Annotated in this window: 15 protein-coding genes; 10 read left to right on the top strand and 5 right to left on the bottom strand. The window is 61.2% G+C overall.

The window, feature by feature from the left end; translation table 11 throughout:
* Positions 1-4: 4 nt before the first annotated feature.
* The 4 genes from B5F88_RS02865 to B5F88_RS02850 form a co-directional block, all read right to left on the bottom strand.
* Complete coding sequence (locus B5F88_RS02865) at positions 5-715, bottom strand: hypothetical protein (RefSeq protein ID WP_006573828.1); 711 nt, start codon at positions 713-715, stop codon at positions 5-7.
* A gap of 39 nt (positions 716-754) precedes the next feature.
* Entirely contained in the window at positions 755-1153 is a 399-nt protein-coding gene (locus tag B5F88_RS02860) for a fimbrial protein (RefSeq protein WP_204246187.1), read from the bottom strand.
* A gap of 251 nt (positions 1154-1404) precedes the next feature.
* The gene (locus B5F88_RS02855; RefSeq protein WP_006573826.1) at positions 1405-1956 is read right to left on the bottom strand and encodes a hypothetical protein; all 552 of its coding nucleotides are present in this window, start codon (positions 1954-1956) and stop codon (positions 1405-1407) included.
* Between the two features lie 16 nt (positions 1957-1972).
* On the bottom strand, positions 1973-3109 hold the full coding sequence (locus B5F88_RS02850; protein ID WP_087341475.1) for a helix-turn-helix domain-containing protein: 1137 nt from the start codon (positions 3107-3109) through the stop codon (positions 1973-1975).
* 570 nt (positions 3110-3679) lie between these two features.
* On the opposite strand from B5F88_RS02850, the gene B5F88_RS02845 reads away from it, so the two are divergent.
* Genes B5F88_RS02845 through trmFO form a run of 7 tightly spaced genes read left to right on the top strand, consistent with a single transcriptional unit; the run spans position 3680 to position 12079 of the window.
* The gene (locus tag B5F88_RS02845; protein ID WP_087341474.1) at positions 3680-5062 is read left to right on the top strand and encodes a potassium transporter TrkG; all 1383 of its coding nucleotides are present in this window, start codon (positions 3680-3682) and stop codon (positions 5060-5062) included.
* Between the two features lie 28 nt (positions 5063-5090).
* Positions 5091-5744 carry a TrkA family potassium uptake protein gene (locus B5F88_RS02840; protein WP_087341473.1) on the top strand — a complete coding sequence of 218 codons (654 nt, stop codon included), beginning with the start codon at positions 5091-5093 and terminating at the stop codon, positions 5742-5744.
* Between the two features lie 10 nt (positions 5745-5754).
* Positions 5755-6510, top strand: a complete 756-nt coding sequence (locus B5F88_RS02835) for an RNA methyltransferase (RefSeq protein WP_087341472.1) — start codon at positions 5755-5757, stop codon at positions 6508-6510.
* Positions 6511-6531: 21 nt separating this feature from the next.
* Entirely contained in the window at positions 6532-7758 is a 1227-nt protein-coding gene (gene dprA / locus B5F88_RS02830; protein WP_087341471.1) for a DNA-processing protein DprA, read from the top strand.
* A 14-nt stretch (positions 7759-7772) separates the two neighbouring features.
* The gene (topA, locus tag B5F88_RS02825; protein WP_087341470.1) at positions 7773-10109 is read left to right on the top strand and encodes a type I DNA topoisomerase; all 2337 of its coding nucleotides are present in this window, start codon (positions 7773-7775) and stop codon (positions 10107-10109) included.
* Positions 10110-10133: 24 nt separating this feature from the next.
* Positions 10134-10751 carry a flavodoxin family protein gene (locus tag B5F88_RS02820; protein ID WP_087341469.1) on the top strand — a complete coding sequence of 206 codons (618 nt, stop codon included), beginning with the start codon at positions 10134-10136 and terminating at the stop codon, positions 10749-10751.
* Positions 10752-10771: 20 nt separating this feature from the next.
* Positions 10772-12079, top strand: a complete 1308-nt coding sequence (trmFO, locus tag B5F88_RS02815) for a methylenetetrahydrofolate--tRNA-(uracil(54)-C(5))-methyltransferase (FADH(2)-oxidizing) TrmFO (protein WP_087341468.1) — start codon at positions 10772-10774, stop codon at positions 12077-12079.
* On the opposite strand, the gene B5F88_RS02810 is transcribed toward trmFO, so the two are convergent.
* Positions 12076-12327: a DUF6809 family protein gene (locus B5F88_RS02810; RefSeq protein WP_242959608.1), complete on the bottom strand. Its 252-nt coding sequence runs from the start codon at positions 12325-12327 to the stop codon at positions 12076-12078. The genes trmFO and B5F88_RS02810 overlap by 4 nt on opposite strands.
* 76 nt (positions 12328-12403) lie before the next feature.
* Here B5F88_RS02810 and B5F88_RS02805 point away from each other — a divergent pair, with 76 nt between their 5' ends.
* The 3 genes from B5F88_RS02805 to acpP all read left to right on the top strand — a co-directional run bounded on the left by B5F88_RS02805 (position 12404) and on the right by acpP (position 14027).
* On the top strand, positions 12404-12655 hold the full coding sequence (locus B5F88_RS02805; RefSeq protein ID WP_087341466.1) for a helix-turn-helix transcriptional regulator: 252 nt from the start codon (positions 12404-12406) through the stop codon (positions 12653-12655).
* 10 nt (positions 12656-12665) lie between these two features.
* A complete protein-coding gene (gene plsX / locus B5F88_RS02800) occupies positions 12666-13706 on the top strand; it encodes a phosphate acyltransferase PlsX (protein ID WP_087341465.1) in 1041 nt (346 codons plus the stop codon).
* Positions 13707-13793: 87 nt separating this feature from the next.
* Positions 13794-14027 carry an acyl carrier protein gene (gene acpP, locus B5F88_RS02795; protein WP_087341464.1) on the top strand — a complete coding sequence of 78 codons (234 nt, stop codon included), beginning with the start codon at positions 13794-13796 and terminating at the stop codon, positions 14025-14027.
* Positions 14028-14048 lie beyond the last annotated feature (21 nt).

Raw genomic sequence — 14048 nt, 5'->3', positions numbered from 1 at the left:
CTCCTTACAAAGAGAGCGGATTGGCAATAAAAGAGCCAACCATGCTCGTGAACAGGCGCAGGCACCAGGCGTTCATAATCAGCAGAAAAATCTGCCCGCCCAGCATCCGGCACCAGGATTTCCAAATGTTCGATGTGGTCTGGCTTGCGCCCATCGAAAAAGCGACCGGCGCCGTATAGACCAGCACGCCCAGCAGAACATACCGTTCCGCCGCCTCCAGCAGCAATTTCAGGTAGTTCCAGGCCAGGATGATGACGAGGATCAAGGTGATCAGCGCCACAGCGCCATTGGCGCAAACGCCGATAATCACCAGCATGACCGAGTTAAAATCGGCAAAGCTGAGGGGCGGCAGCTCCGAATCCATGATCCAGCGGTACGGCGTGCCGCCGATGGTCAGGACGATGTTGACGATTTCATCGGAAAAGAGCGCCAGCAGGATGAAAATGACCGACCGGATGCTCAACTTGACCGGATCTTCCGCCTCAATCCCTGCGCCCAGGCCGAAGTTTTTGAACAGCTGCCAGACCCAATTCAGCAGGATAATGCCGACAGCCAGCGCCACAAAGACGCTATACATCGTTTCGGCAGCGGGAAAGTACCGCAGAAAAACAGCCATGTCACAGCCCAGAGCGCCCAAAACCGAAGTGGTCACCAGGTCAAGGCCGGCCATTACCTGCTCCGCGATCCATTCAACGATGCCATCCAGGATACCCATAGCTTACGCCTCCTTCCAGTGGGTATATTGCGGCGGCGATCAGCCTGTCCACTGACCACCAGAGAACAGAGGCGTCACATAAGCCATAATGAATCCAAGACCATTGAGGACGGCCCAGGTGATGCAGATACGCTTCAGCCACGCCCGGCTCTCATCGACTGTTCGGCCGGAGCGCGAAAAGTTCATAAGCAGAAGCGCCACCGAGGCGGTCACGATGGCCGCAATGGTGGAGATGGCGAGGATCTGCGTGTAGACATCCTGCATGATCTCCTTGGCCTTCGTCCAAACATCGGTTGCGGCAAAGGCCGGCTGGCAGAACATCATCGCCATCATCACACAGAGGAACGCCGTGTAGGCGATCCGGCCGATGGAAACTCGACGAGGCGGGCTGCTGTCATCTTCCCGCCGCTGCTGTTGAGGAATTTTCAGTTTTTTCAATTTGCGGACCTCCAATCCAAATGTGATGTTCGTCGCTCAAAGAAGCAAAGAAGGAGCCCGCATCCGTCGTGCAGATGTGGACTCCTTCTCCGGCCAAAGACCATTTAGGCAGCAAAAAAGCACCTCGGGAAAGGTGCTGTTCACTGCCTGTATTCAGTTTTGGGTGCAAGTTTGAGCATATTCAGTCTAACACATAGGGATTTACGGCTCAAGGGCAGGAACGCGCCAATTTCAGTCCCGAATTGTGCCAATTACTTGCCCGCCTGTTTCTCGGAGGATTTTGGCTCTGGGAAGAACTGCTCCAGCACATCCAGACTGTCCTTGGAGGTATAGCCCCATAGCACAGAACTGAGGGCTTCAATGGCCTCCCGCCGCTTACGGTAGTAGGTGCGGAAGGAGATGTCTCGGATATGTGGGCGCAGGTTCTCGATGATTTCCTCCACATTCTTCAACTGCTGAGGGGAGAGGAAGGAGTAGTACAGCAGCCAGTAATACGCCTCGCCGTTCTTATGGCGGGTGCGGAGCAATTCGACTGCCGAATCCAGGAGCTTCAGCATCTTGTGGCTGCGCTCAATGCACTTGGCATGGTGCTCAATGTCGCTCCCGTTCAGGTCTGCGCCGGCCAGGTAGACGGAATCCAGAAATTCCTCGATGGAAGTGCCGTATTCGATCTCGAACTTGGCCCGCACATGCTGGACGGAAATCTCCAAGCTCCAAACCACATCGCGGTATTTTTTCAGCAGTTTCCAGGTATCATGGTACAGAGGGTTCTCTGCGACATCTTTTTCAACAAATTTCTTCATGGTAAGACCTCCTTGTTCAATTCTCCACCGAGGGAGAGAGTGTAAGTTCAAAAGTGGCGACCTGCTTGTTCCCACACAGAACAGCAAGGCCAAAACGCATCAGGGACTGCTCTCGCGCGCGGGGGAGTAAATCTTCCCGGCAGTCGCCCGATAAGGGATATAACTTGTAGCGAGAGAGCGGGCAGCCAAAGCACGAAATCCCTTGTGCCATCAGGATTTGCGCCATTTTCTGAAGGATAATTTCAATGTGCGATTTTGAAACGCTGGCGAGTTCATCTGAAACGATGACCTCATGCTCCAAAGTAGAGGCGCCGTGGTCTGCACTATCCTCCTTCGGGAGTTCCAGGCGAATGTTAAGCGTCATAGCGACCTCCTCTTTATCCACCATCACATCCGAGATCTCAAACATGGTGGACAGATATTTTTGCAGATAAATCACGCTGCCATGCCGGCCCGGGAAGGACATGAGGGAGAGATAGTCCAGCGCGGCCAGCTTTTTCAGGACACGGCCGACTGTCGCCCGGGACAGCCCCCAGCGGGCAGCCAGCTCGGTGTAGGTGACAAGGGGATTTCCGGTGCCGTTGCGGAAATAGACCACCGGCCCCAGGTCTGACCCCTGCACCTGATTGTCGTTGTAGATGGCGGATACCCACAGGTCCAGCACAATGTCCATCTCGGAGCAGCGGTCTGAACTGATGAGGTCGGTGGCAACGGAAACCGGCAGGAAGAAAAAGCCGGTGTCCTTCTGGCAGGGGGCATTGTACTCCAGGACCGTATTATGCCGCGCCCAGTCGCAGATCTTATAGCGGACTACATTCCCGCGGCCCAGTGTCTGAAAGGAAATAAGGTTCTGCTTCTGCAGCCGTTCCAGTACGGCCAGCGCCTGGCACTGGAATCGGGTGCGGAACCATTGGGACAGCTCCTTGAGGGTGCAGACCCACTCGCCAGGGTAGACGGTATAGCTGATGCCGTCGATGCGGCGGTATGAGGTGCGGAAGTTTGCGTAGCTGCAAAGTACCGTAAAATAAAAAAGGCCGGAGCCTCCGCTTACGCGAATGCTCCGGTCCTCCATCAGAAAGCGGACGAACTGCCGGTAGATCCGGCAGCGTGGGTAGTCCACCACCTGTTTAATTTGTAATTGATAGGTTGGCATGGCTTTCTCCTTTTTATATATAAGGTATGAAATTGGAAGGGCCAACGAAAAAATCGTTGACTTGAACATCTTGGGGGCTTATGTTATTATTGTATTGTAAAAAGAATCGGCTGGGGGCTTTGTCGATTGGGTTCAGCTGATTGCTCTGAATGGCTTTCGTTGTTCTAAGGCACACAGCATTTGGGATGTTCTCCATTGCTCTACAATGTATCAGTCGATTTTTTGGAAATATTTTACAAAAAATTTTGTTTGGGACTTTTTGTAAAAATGCTCAAAAAAAGGACGGAAAATCGGCCTACAACTTTTTTACAACTTTTGCCCCGAACCAGACGGCACAGGAGGACACACTATGGAATCCAAAAAGTTAGAAAAACCTCGTGAAAACGGCACTTTTTCGACCGTACGAGGCGTGATGAAACCGGATGAAGAGGGTAGAAGGGTGTTCCCCACAATGAAGCCGCTGGACTGATCAGAACTGGCATACCGAAGGAAACCATTTCCTTCGGTATGCTTTTCTGCCTAAAACACAGGTGCGCGGGGCGGAAATGACCCGCGCCGGGAGGTCCCGTTGTGATCAAGAAAATTGCGCTCTGGATGCGGGATATGTTTATCCGCAACCGGAGCCTGAATGCCACCCGGGTGGTGGCGGTATCCTTTGCTGTTATCATCCTGGTAGGGGCGCTGCTGCTTACGCTGCCCATCGCCTCCCGGAGCGGGGAGAGCGCCGGCTTTTTCACCGGCCTGTTCACCGCCACCTCGGCTACCTGCGTCACCGGACTGATTCTGGTGGACACCTGGACCCAGTGGTCCCTGTTTGGGCAGGTGGTGATCCTGGCGATGATTCAATTGGGCGGCCTGGGCTTCATGACAGTGATTACCCTGGTCTCCTTCGCCCTCCACCGGCGCATTGGCCTGTCGGAGCGGCTCATTATGGTGTCCACCCTGAACCTGAACGACCTGGACGGGGTGGTGCGGGTGGTGCGTCACGCCCTGATGGGCACCTTCCTGCTGGAGGGGATCGGGGCGGTGATTCTCTCCGTCTGCATGATTCCGGAATTTGGCATAGCGGGGGGAATCTGGCGGGGTATTTTCCATGCCGTCTCCGCCTTCTGCAACGCCGGGTTTGACCTGCTGGGCGGGCGGTTCGGCGCCTTTTCCAGTCTGGTGGGCTACAACGACCATCCGGTGGTGCTGCTCACCATCGCCGCCCTGATCATGGTGGGCGGCCTGGGCTTTTTCGTGTGGGAGGACATCCTGCGGAAACGGAGCATCCACCGCCTGTCGGTGTACAGCAAGATGGTGCTGCTGATGACCGCCCTGCTGATTGTGGGCGGCGCGGCCTTCTTTCTGGTGGAGGAGTACGCCAACCCCGCCACCCTGGGGAATATGCCCTTTTGGCAGAAGCTCTGCAACGCCCTGTTTCAGTCGGTGACGCTGCGTACCGCCGGTTTTGACGCCATTGGTCAGGGCGGGCTCAGCGACTCCAGCAAGGCCTTTTCCTCCATTCTCATGCTCATCGGCGGCTCCTCCGGCTCCACCGCCGGCGGCCTGAAGACCGCCACTGTGGCGGTGCTGCTGCTGGCCCTCCGCTCCGGCCTGGCCGGGCGGGAGCAGGTGACCTTCCGGGGCCGCACCATCCCCTACCGCCGGGTGCTCAACGCTATGACCCTGGCCCTGGTGATGCTCTTTCTGTTTCTGGTGGGCTCCATGGTGATCTCCACCGTGGAGGGCCTGCCCTATCTGGACTGCGCCTTTGAGGTGGCCTCCGCCATGGGCACGGTGGGCCTGACCACCGGCCTGACCCCCAATCTCACGCCCTTTTCCCAGACCCTGATCATCCTGCTGATGTATCTGGGCCGGGTGGGTGTGCTCTCCTTCTCCATTGCCCTGATGACTCGGGGGAGGACCATGGACAAAATCAGATATCCTGAAATGAATGTGATGATCGGTTGAGCGATCGCTCCGGAAGGACGTGTATGGATTGAAAACCTTCGTCGTGATCGGCCTGGGCCGGTTCGGTACCGCTGTGGCCACCGAGCTCAGCTCCCTGGGCCATGAGGTGCTGGCCCTGGACGATTCTGAGGAAAATGTGGAGAAGGTGGCGGACAAGGTCACCCATGCGGTGACCGGAGACGCACGGGACCCGGCGGTGCTCCGGGCCCTGGGGGTGCGCAACTACGACTGCGCCATCGTGGCGGTGGGCGTGGATATCGGCACCTCTGCCCTGGTGACCCTGAACCTGAAGGAGCTGGGTGTGCGGCGGGTGATCTGCAAGGCCCAGAGCCATGTCCACCGGAAGGTACTGGAGAAGATCGGCGCCGACCGGGTGGTATTCCCCGAGCACGAGATGGGCGTCAAGCTGGCTCAGGGCCTGTCCAGCTCCAACGTGCTCAATTTCATTGAGCTCAGCGACGATTTCGGTATCGTGGAGACCGCGATCCCCAGAGAGTGGCAGGGTAAGACCCTTCTGGAGCTGGATGTGCGGGCGAAGTATAAGGTGAATATTATCGCTGTGCGGAAAAAGGGCGTGGAGGCCTTCAATGTGACCCCTGGCCCCGACACCAAAATGGAGGCGGGAGACACGGTGGTGGCGGTGGGCCGCACCGAGGACGTCAACCGGCTCCAGGACCTGTAAGGGGGCCGGTATGGAGCAGATCACCAGCCGGGCCAATCCCCTGATGGTCCATCTGCGGAAGCTGGGCGCCTCCCACAGCTACCGGAATAAAACGGGAGAGTACCTGGGCGACAGCGGCAAGCTGCTGGGGGAGGCCCTCCGGTGGGGAGCGGAGCTGATGGCGGTGGTGTGTACTCCGGGAACTGTATTGCCCCAGCTGCCCCCGGATGTGCGGGTGGTGGAGGTGCCGGAGGGGCTGATGGCCTATATCAGCCCCATGGAGACCCCTCAGGGGGTGCTCTTTTCCGCCCGGCGGCCCGGCAGCTCCCTGCCGGACGAGCTGACCGGCAGGCGATACCTGGCCCTGGAAGGGGTGCAGGACCCGGGAAATGTGGGCACCATCCTCCGCACCGCTGACGCCTTTGACGCCGACGGGCTGTTTCTGCTGGCGGGCTGCGCCGACCTGTACAGCCCCAAGACCCTCCGGGCCTCCATGGGGGCGGCCTTCCGCCGCCCGGTGTGGAGCTGTACCATGGAGGAGCTGCGGACCCTGCTGGACCGGGCGGGACTGCCCCTGATCGGCACCGCCCTGCGGGCGGATACGGTGGACGCCCGCCAGGCCGACCTGAGCCGGGCCGCCCTCCTCGTCGGCAGCGAGGGCCGGGGGCTGAGCCAGGACGCTCTGGCGGCCTGCGACCAGACCGTGCGTATTCCCATGAGCGAACGCTGCGAGTCCCTCAACGCGGCGGTGGCGGCCGCCATCGTACTGTGGGAGGGCTGGCGGTAGGAGAAAGGAAGGAGAGGGACCATGGCCCCGTTATCCTATCTCATCTGGCTGAGCACCCGGGAGAGCATCCGGGCGGATATGGCGGCGGGTCTGCTCCGGCACTTTGGGAGCGCGGAGGCGGCCTATCGCGCCGACGGGGCGGAATATGACCTGCTCCAGCTGCCGTCCCGCCTGCGCCGCTCCCTGCTGGACAAACGATTGGATAGCGTGGAGCGGATCCTGGAACAGTGCGACCGGCAGGGGATTGCCTTGCTTACCTGCCAGGACGGAGCTTACCCCGAGCGGCTGCTCCAGCTGGACGACTATCCCCTGGTGCTCTACGTGAAGGGCAGACTGCCCCGGGTGGACGGCGAGGTGGCCGTCGGTATGGTGGGCAGCCGGCAATGCACCCCCTACGGGGAGAGCATGGCGGGCCGGATCTCCATGGAGCTGGCCCGCAGCGGAGCTGTGGTGGTGTCCGGCATGGCGGAGGGCATTGACGCCGCCTCTCTGAAGGGCGCCCTCCAGGGCGGCGGCCGGGTGATCTCGGTGCTGGCCGGGGGCGTGGATGTGATTTATCCTGCCTGCAACCGCTGGTTGTACCAGGATATCCAGACCTCCGGCGCGGTGATCTCCGAAAACCCGCCGGGTACCCGGCCGGACGGCTGGCGGTTTCCCATCCGCAACCGGCTTATCAGCGGCCTGTCCCTGGGCGTGCTGGTGGTGGAGGCGGCGGAGCAGCGCAGCGGCTCCCTGATCACCGCCCACGACGCCCTGGATCAGGGGCGGGACGTGTTTGCCGTGCCCGGTCCGGCGGACGCCCCCATGAGCGGGGGCACCAATCTGCTGATCTCCCGGGGCGAGGCCAAGCTGGTCCGCTCGGCCTGGGATATCCTGTCGGAGTACACGGGACAATATCCCCATAAGCTGACCTTTCCGCCGCCCCTTACCACAGAGGAGGCCGACGCCCGACTGGCGCCCCAGCCCGTTCCGGCGAAGGCGGCGGAGCCGTCCCGGACGCCCCAGCCGGAGGAGGAACAGGCGCCCCGGATGAGCCGGGCAGAATTTGAGCGCCTGGGGGAGGAGCAGCGGGAGATCTTCCTGCTGCTGGAGGAGTGCCAGCTCACCGCCGACGAGATCGTGGGGCGCACCGATATCCCCGCCCGGCGGGTGAATACCGCCCTGACCATGCTGCAGACCCAGGGCTATCTGAAAGAATTACCGGGCCGGCGGTTTGCCGCCGCCGTCCGTTTTGACCAAGACCGATAAAGGAGTATCATGCTGTGGCAAAATCGAATCTGGTAATCGTCGAGTCACCGGCGAAGGCCAAGACCATTGGAAAATATCTGGGCCCCGGCTATGAGGTAAAGGCCTCCATGGGCCACGTCCGGGATCTGCCTAAAAGCAAGCTGGGCGTGGATGTGGAGCACGGCTTTCATGTGGACTACCAGCCCATCAAGGGCAAGGAGGAGGTCATCAGCGACCTGAAAAAGGCGGCCAAGAAGAGCGAGAAAGTCTTTCTGGCCACCGACCCGGACCGGGAGGGCGAGGCCATTTCCTGGCATCTGAAGGAGATGCTGGGCATCCCGGACGACAAGACCTACCGGGTGACCTTCAACGAGATCACCAAGAAGGTGGTCAACGACTCCATCGCCAACCCCCGGGCTATCGACATGGACCTGGTGAACGCCCAGCAGGCCCGCCGGGTACTGGACCGGATCGTGGGCTATCAGATCTCCCCGCTGCTGTGGAAGAAGATCCGCCGGGGCCTGTCCGCCGGGCGGGTGCAGTCGGTGGCCACCCGGCTGGTGTGCGAGCGGGAGGAGGAGATCAAGGCCTTCGTCCCCCAGGAGTACTGGTCCATTGAGGCCGACCTGGCCCGCATCGCCCCCAATCTGGGGCAGTTCAAGGCCGCCTTCCACGGCAGGGAGAAAAAGATGGAGCTCCACAGCAAGGACGAGGTGGACGCCGTCATGGCGGCGGTGGGGCAGGCCCCCTTTGCTGTCACCGGGGTGAAGCGGCAGGACAAGCTGCGCAACCCGGCGCCTCCCTTCATCACCTCCACCCTCCAGCAGGAGGCCAGCCGCAAGCTGAACATGACCCCCCGCCGCACCATGTCCATCGCCCAGCAGCTGTACGAGGGCGTGGACATCGCCGGAGAGGGCACCGTGGGTCTGATCACCTATATGCGTACCGACTCCCTGCGCCTGTCCGACGAGGCCACCGCCGCAGCCCGGGACTTCATCCTGTCCCGGTACGGGGCCAACTACTACCCCGGCAAGCCCCGGGTGTACAAGACCAAGTCGGGGGCCCAGGACGCCCACGAGGCCATCCGTCCCTCCAACGTGAACCTGACCCCGGAGGACGTGAAGAAGGATCTGACGGCGGAGCAGTACAAGCTCTACAAGCTGATCTGGAGCCGGTTCCTGGCCTGCCAGATGGCCTCCGCCATATACGACAGCGTCTCCATCGAGGTGACCTCCGCCGGCTACACCTTCCGGGCCACCCACTCCTCCCTGAAGTTCTCCGGCTATACCGCTGTGTATGTGGAGGGCAAGGACGAGGAGGAGGAGACCTTCCAGTCCCCCCTGCCCGATCTGAAGGAGGGGGAAACGGTGGAGCTGAAGGGCCTCAAGCCTGACCAGCACTTCACCCAGCCCCCCGGACGGTACACCGAGGCCACCCTCATCAAGGCCCTGGAGGAGAAGGGCATCGGCCGCCCCTCCACCTACGCCCCCACCATCTCCACCATCCTGGACCGGGAGTATGTGGTAAAGGAGGGCCGGGCCCTCCGTCCCACCCCCCTTGGGGAGGTGGTCACCGGCCTGATGAAGGACAAATTTACCGACATCGTGGACACCGCCTTCACCGCCAACATGGAGGAGCAGTTGGACGAGGTGGAGACCGGTAAGGTGGACTGGAAGAGCCTGCTGACCCAATTCTACGGCGGCTTCGAGAAGGAACTGAAGCAGGCCGAGGCCGACCTGGACGGGGAGCGCATCAAGGTGCCCGACGAGGTTTCCGACGTGATCTGCCCCAAGTGCGGCCGCAACCTGGTGTACAAGTCCGGTCGGTTCGGCCGGTTCCTGGCCTGCCCCGGCTGGCCGGAGTGCGACCACACCCAGCCCATTGTGGTGGAGATGCCGGGCAAATGCCCCAAGTGCGGCGGCAAGATCCTGAAAAAGACCTCCAAGCGGGGGTTTGCCTACTACGGCTGCGAGAACAACACCAACAAGGACGAGGCCCGCAAGTGCGATTTCATGACCTGGGACGTGCCGGTAAAGGAGACCTGTCCCTCCTGCGGCCACACGCTGTTTAAGAAGTCGGGCCGTGGCTTCAAGAAGCCCTTCTGCATCAACCCGGAGTGCCCCAACTTCCTGCCGGAGGACCAGAGGGGGTACAAGAAAAAGACCACCGCCGCCGAGACTCCGGCGGAGGGAGCCCCGCCGGAGGAGGAGAAGAAGCCGGCGGCCAAAAAGACCGCCACGAAAAAGACCGCCGCCAAAACCACCACGGCGAAGAAAACAGCAACAACGAAGAAAGCGACAACGGCAAAGAAAACGACGGCCAAAAAGACCGCCACGAAAAAAGCCGCCGCCAAGACTGAATCGGAGTCCTGAACGGCGGGCGGGAAAGGAGAAGCCATGAACATTCTGCTGCTGAACGGAAGCCCCCGGGCCAACGGCAACACTGCCCTGGCCCTGCGGGAGATGGAGACAGTGTTTGCCCAGCAGGGCATCGAGACCGAGCTGCTCCACATCGGAAGCCGGGATATCCGGAGCTGCGTGGCCTGCGGCCGGTGCAGCGAGCTGGGCCGGTGCGTGTTTGACGATCTGGTGAACGAGGTGGCCCCCAAGTTTGAAGCCTGCGACGGCCTGGTGGTGGGCAGTCCGGTGTACTATGCCTCGGCCAACGCCACCCTGGTGGCCTTTCTCACCCGCCTGTTTTACAGCACCCCCTTTGACAAGACCATGAAGGTGGGCGCCAGCGTGGTGGCCGCCCGCCGGGGCGGACTGTCCTCCACCTTTGACGAGCTGAACAAATTCTTTACCATCAGCGGTATGCCGGTGGCCTCCAGCCAGTACTGGAACAGCGTCCACGGCAGAGCGCCCGGCGAGGCTGCCCAGGACGCGGAGGGGATGCAGACCATGCGTACCCTGGCCCGGAACATGGCCTTCCTGGTGAAGAGCATTGCCCTGGGCAAGGCGGAATACGGCCTGCCCCAGCGGGAGCCCGTCCAGCGGACCAACTTCATCCGCTGATTCCACCCAAGGAGAAATATATGGAACCTGTATGCGTGATCGGCGCGGGTCTGGCCGGGTCGGAGGCCGCGTGGCAGCTGGCCCGGCGGGGGATTCCCGTGGTCCTGAAGGAAATGAAGCCCCAAAAGATGACCCCCGCCCACCACAGCCCCTGGTTTGGGGAGCTGGTGTGCTCCAACTCCCTGCGGTCCAATCAGCTGGAAAACGCGGTGGGCCTGCTGAAGGAGGAGCTGCGGCGGATGGACTCCCTGATCATGGCCTGCGCCGATACCCACAAGGTGGAGGCGGGGGGCGCCCTGGCGGTGGACCGCCACGGCTTTGCCCAGGCCGTGACCGAGCGGGTGAGGAGCCATCCCCTCATCACCGTGGAGGAGGGGGAGGTGACCGCCCTTCCGGCGGAGGGGAACGTGATCGTGGCCTCCGGCCCCCTCACCTCCGACCCCCTGGCCCAGGCCATCCGGGACTTTTTCCCCGAGAGCCACAGCCTGAACTTCTATGACGCCGCCGCACCGCTGGTCAGCTTTGAGAGCGTGGACATGGACAGCGCCTTTTTCGCCTCCCGCTATGACAAGGGGACCCCGGACTATGTGAACTGCCCCATGACCGAGGAGGAGTACAACGCCTTCTGGGAGGAGATGTGCCACGCCCAGGAGGCAGAGGTCCACGGCTTTGAGGACAAGCACGTCTTTGAGGGCTGCATGCCGGTGGAGGTGATGGCCCGCCGGGGCAAGCAGACCCTGTGCTACGGGCCGCTGAAGCCCCGGGGCCTCCGGGACCCCAAAACGGGGAAGGAGCCCTTCGCCGTGGTGCAGCTGCGCCGGGACAACGCCGAGGGCAGCATCTACAATCTGGTGGGCTTTCAGACCCACCTGAAATGGCCGGAGCAGAAGCGGGTGTTCTCCATGATTCCCGCCCTGAAAAACGCCGAGTTCGTCCGCTACGGGGTGATGCACCGCAACACCTACCTGGATTCCCCCCGGCTGCTGGACCGGTACTACCGGGTGAAAAAGGAGCCCAGAATCTGCTTTGCCGGGCAGATCACCGGGGTGGAGGGCTATGTGGAGTCCACCGCCTCCGGCTTTCTGGCGGCGGTGGAGCTGGCCCGGCGTCTGGGGGACAAGACCCCGGTGGATTTCCCCCAGGAGACCGCCACCGGCGCGCTGGCGCTCTACATCAGCAATGAGAGCGTCACCGATTTCCAGCCCATGAACGTGAATTTCGGTATCATTCCGCCCCTGGGCTACCGGGTCAAGGGCAAGCGGAACAAAAACGCCGAGTTGAGCAAGCGGGCTCTGGAGATTCTGGATACCCTGGACGTGAAGGACTAGAGCCGCAGCTCCCAGAACAGCTGTCCGGCCAGCCGGAAACCGTGCCGGAAGCAGGCCAGGTTTTCCTGATAGCGCTGTTCCCCCTCCAGACCGTTTAAACGGTCAACAAAGTCCAGACCCATGCTCTGGTGGAGCTGCTCATAGCAGCGGGACAGCCTGACAGCCCGGGCGTGATACCCCGGAACCTGCGTCAGGTCCAGATTTTCCTGGTTCAGCTGGTATGTAAAAAGTTCCTCGAGAAAGTCCATTATCAGATCACCTTCTATCAGCGAAATGCTGAATTAAGAATATCAGCATTTCGCTGAAAAGTCAAGGGGGAGTGGTATGTTTTCCAGAGAAATATTTGGCAGCCGCCTGCGCCGGGTCAGACAGGAAAAGGGGGAGTCTCAGACGGAGGCCGCCGCCGTTTTGAATGGAACAGCCACTCTGATCAGCGACATGGAGAAGGGGCGCCGGACCACAACGCTTGACAAGCTGGCCCTTCTGTGTGAGCATTATAACATCAGCGCCGACTATCTGCTGGGCCTGACCGACGAGCCACGGCCCCTTTTCCCAGAGAACGAACAGAGAAAGTAGAGGAGAACATATGAAGATCATCGTAGACGCCATGGGCGGAGACAACGCCCCGGTATCCAATGTGCGGGGCGCGCTGGCCGCGGTCCGGGAGTTGGGTGTGGAGGTCATCCTGGTGGGCCGGGGGGAGGAGATCCTCAAGGTCCTGAAGGAGGACGGCATCGACGATCTGCCCCCCGGCCTGGAGATCGTCCACGCCTCCGAGGTGGTGGAGATGTGCGACAATCCCGCCACCGCCTTCCGGGAGAAGAAGGACTCCTCTCTGACGGTGGGCCTTAACCTGCTCAAGGGCGGGGACGGGGCCGCCTTCGTGTCCGCCGGCAGCACCGGAGCCCTGCTCTCCGCCGCCACCCTGATGGTCAAGCGGGTGCGGGGGATCCGCCGGGCGGCCCTGGCCCCGGTGGTGCCCACCGGCGCGGGCGGCGCGGTGCTCATCGACTGCGGCGCCACCGCCGAGTGTACCCCGGAGTACCTGCTGCAGTTCGCCTTCATGGGCTCCTACTACGCCGAGCGGGTGCTCAAGCGGCCCGAGCCCAAGGTGGGCCTGCTGAACATCGGCGCCGAGCCCTCCAAGGGCACCGACCTGCAGCGGGAGGCCCACGCCCTGCTCACCGACGCGGACAAGGCCGGGCGGATCCACTTTGTGGGCAATGTGGAGGCCCGGGAGGCGGTGTTCGGCCAGGTGGACGTGATCGTGTCCGACGGCTACTCGGGCAACATCTTCCTCAAGACCATGGAGGGCACCGGCGGCTTTATGGCCAAGCAGCTCAAGGCCATGTTTACGAAGAATCTGTTCACCAAGCTGGCGGCGGTGCTGGTGTCCGGCGGGCTGAAGCAGTTCAAGAAGATGATGGACTCCGGCGAGGTAGGCGGCACCGCCCTCATCGGCATTTCCAAGCCGGTGATCAAGGCCCACGGCTCCTCCAACGACTACGCCATCAAAAACGCCATCCGCCAGGCCCGGGACTTCGCCGCCTCCGGCATGATCGACGATCTGGTGGAGAATATCGACCATATGCGCCTGCCGGCCGCCGGTCAAGTGGAAAAAATTTGACTTTCCTATTGACATGTTGGGGAAACTTGCCTATTATCATAGTGCAAACAAGCCGTCACACGACGGACGCGACAGGAGTAGATGAACATGATTTTTGAGAAGATCGCCGCTCTGCTGGCCGAGCAGTTTGGGGTGGAAGCAGACAGCATCACCATGGACACCTCCTTCGAGGATCTGGGCGCCGACTCCCTGGATATCGTGGAGCTGACTATGGCTGTGGAGGAGGAATTTGGCCTGGAGAACATGGACGAGGACGATCTTTCCGGTATCTCCGTTGTGGGTGACCTGGTCAATTATCTGAAAACCAAGCTGGAAGACTGAAACAGAAGGAAACCAGGGGAG

It is taken from the genome of Flavonifractor sp. An306 (assembly GCF_002159455.1).
GTDB lineage: Bacteria > Bacillota > Clostridia > Oscillospirales > Oscillospiraceae > Flavonifractor.
The sequence above is the reverse complement of the archived record's forward strand: the minus strand, read 5'-3'. Positions and strand labels throughout refer to the sequence as shown.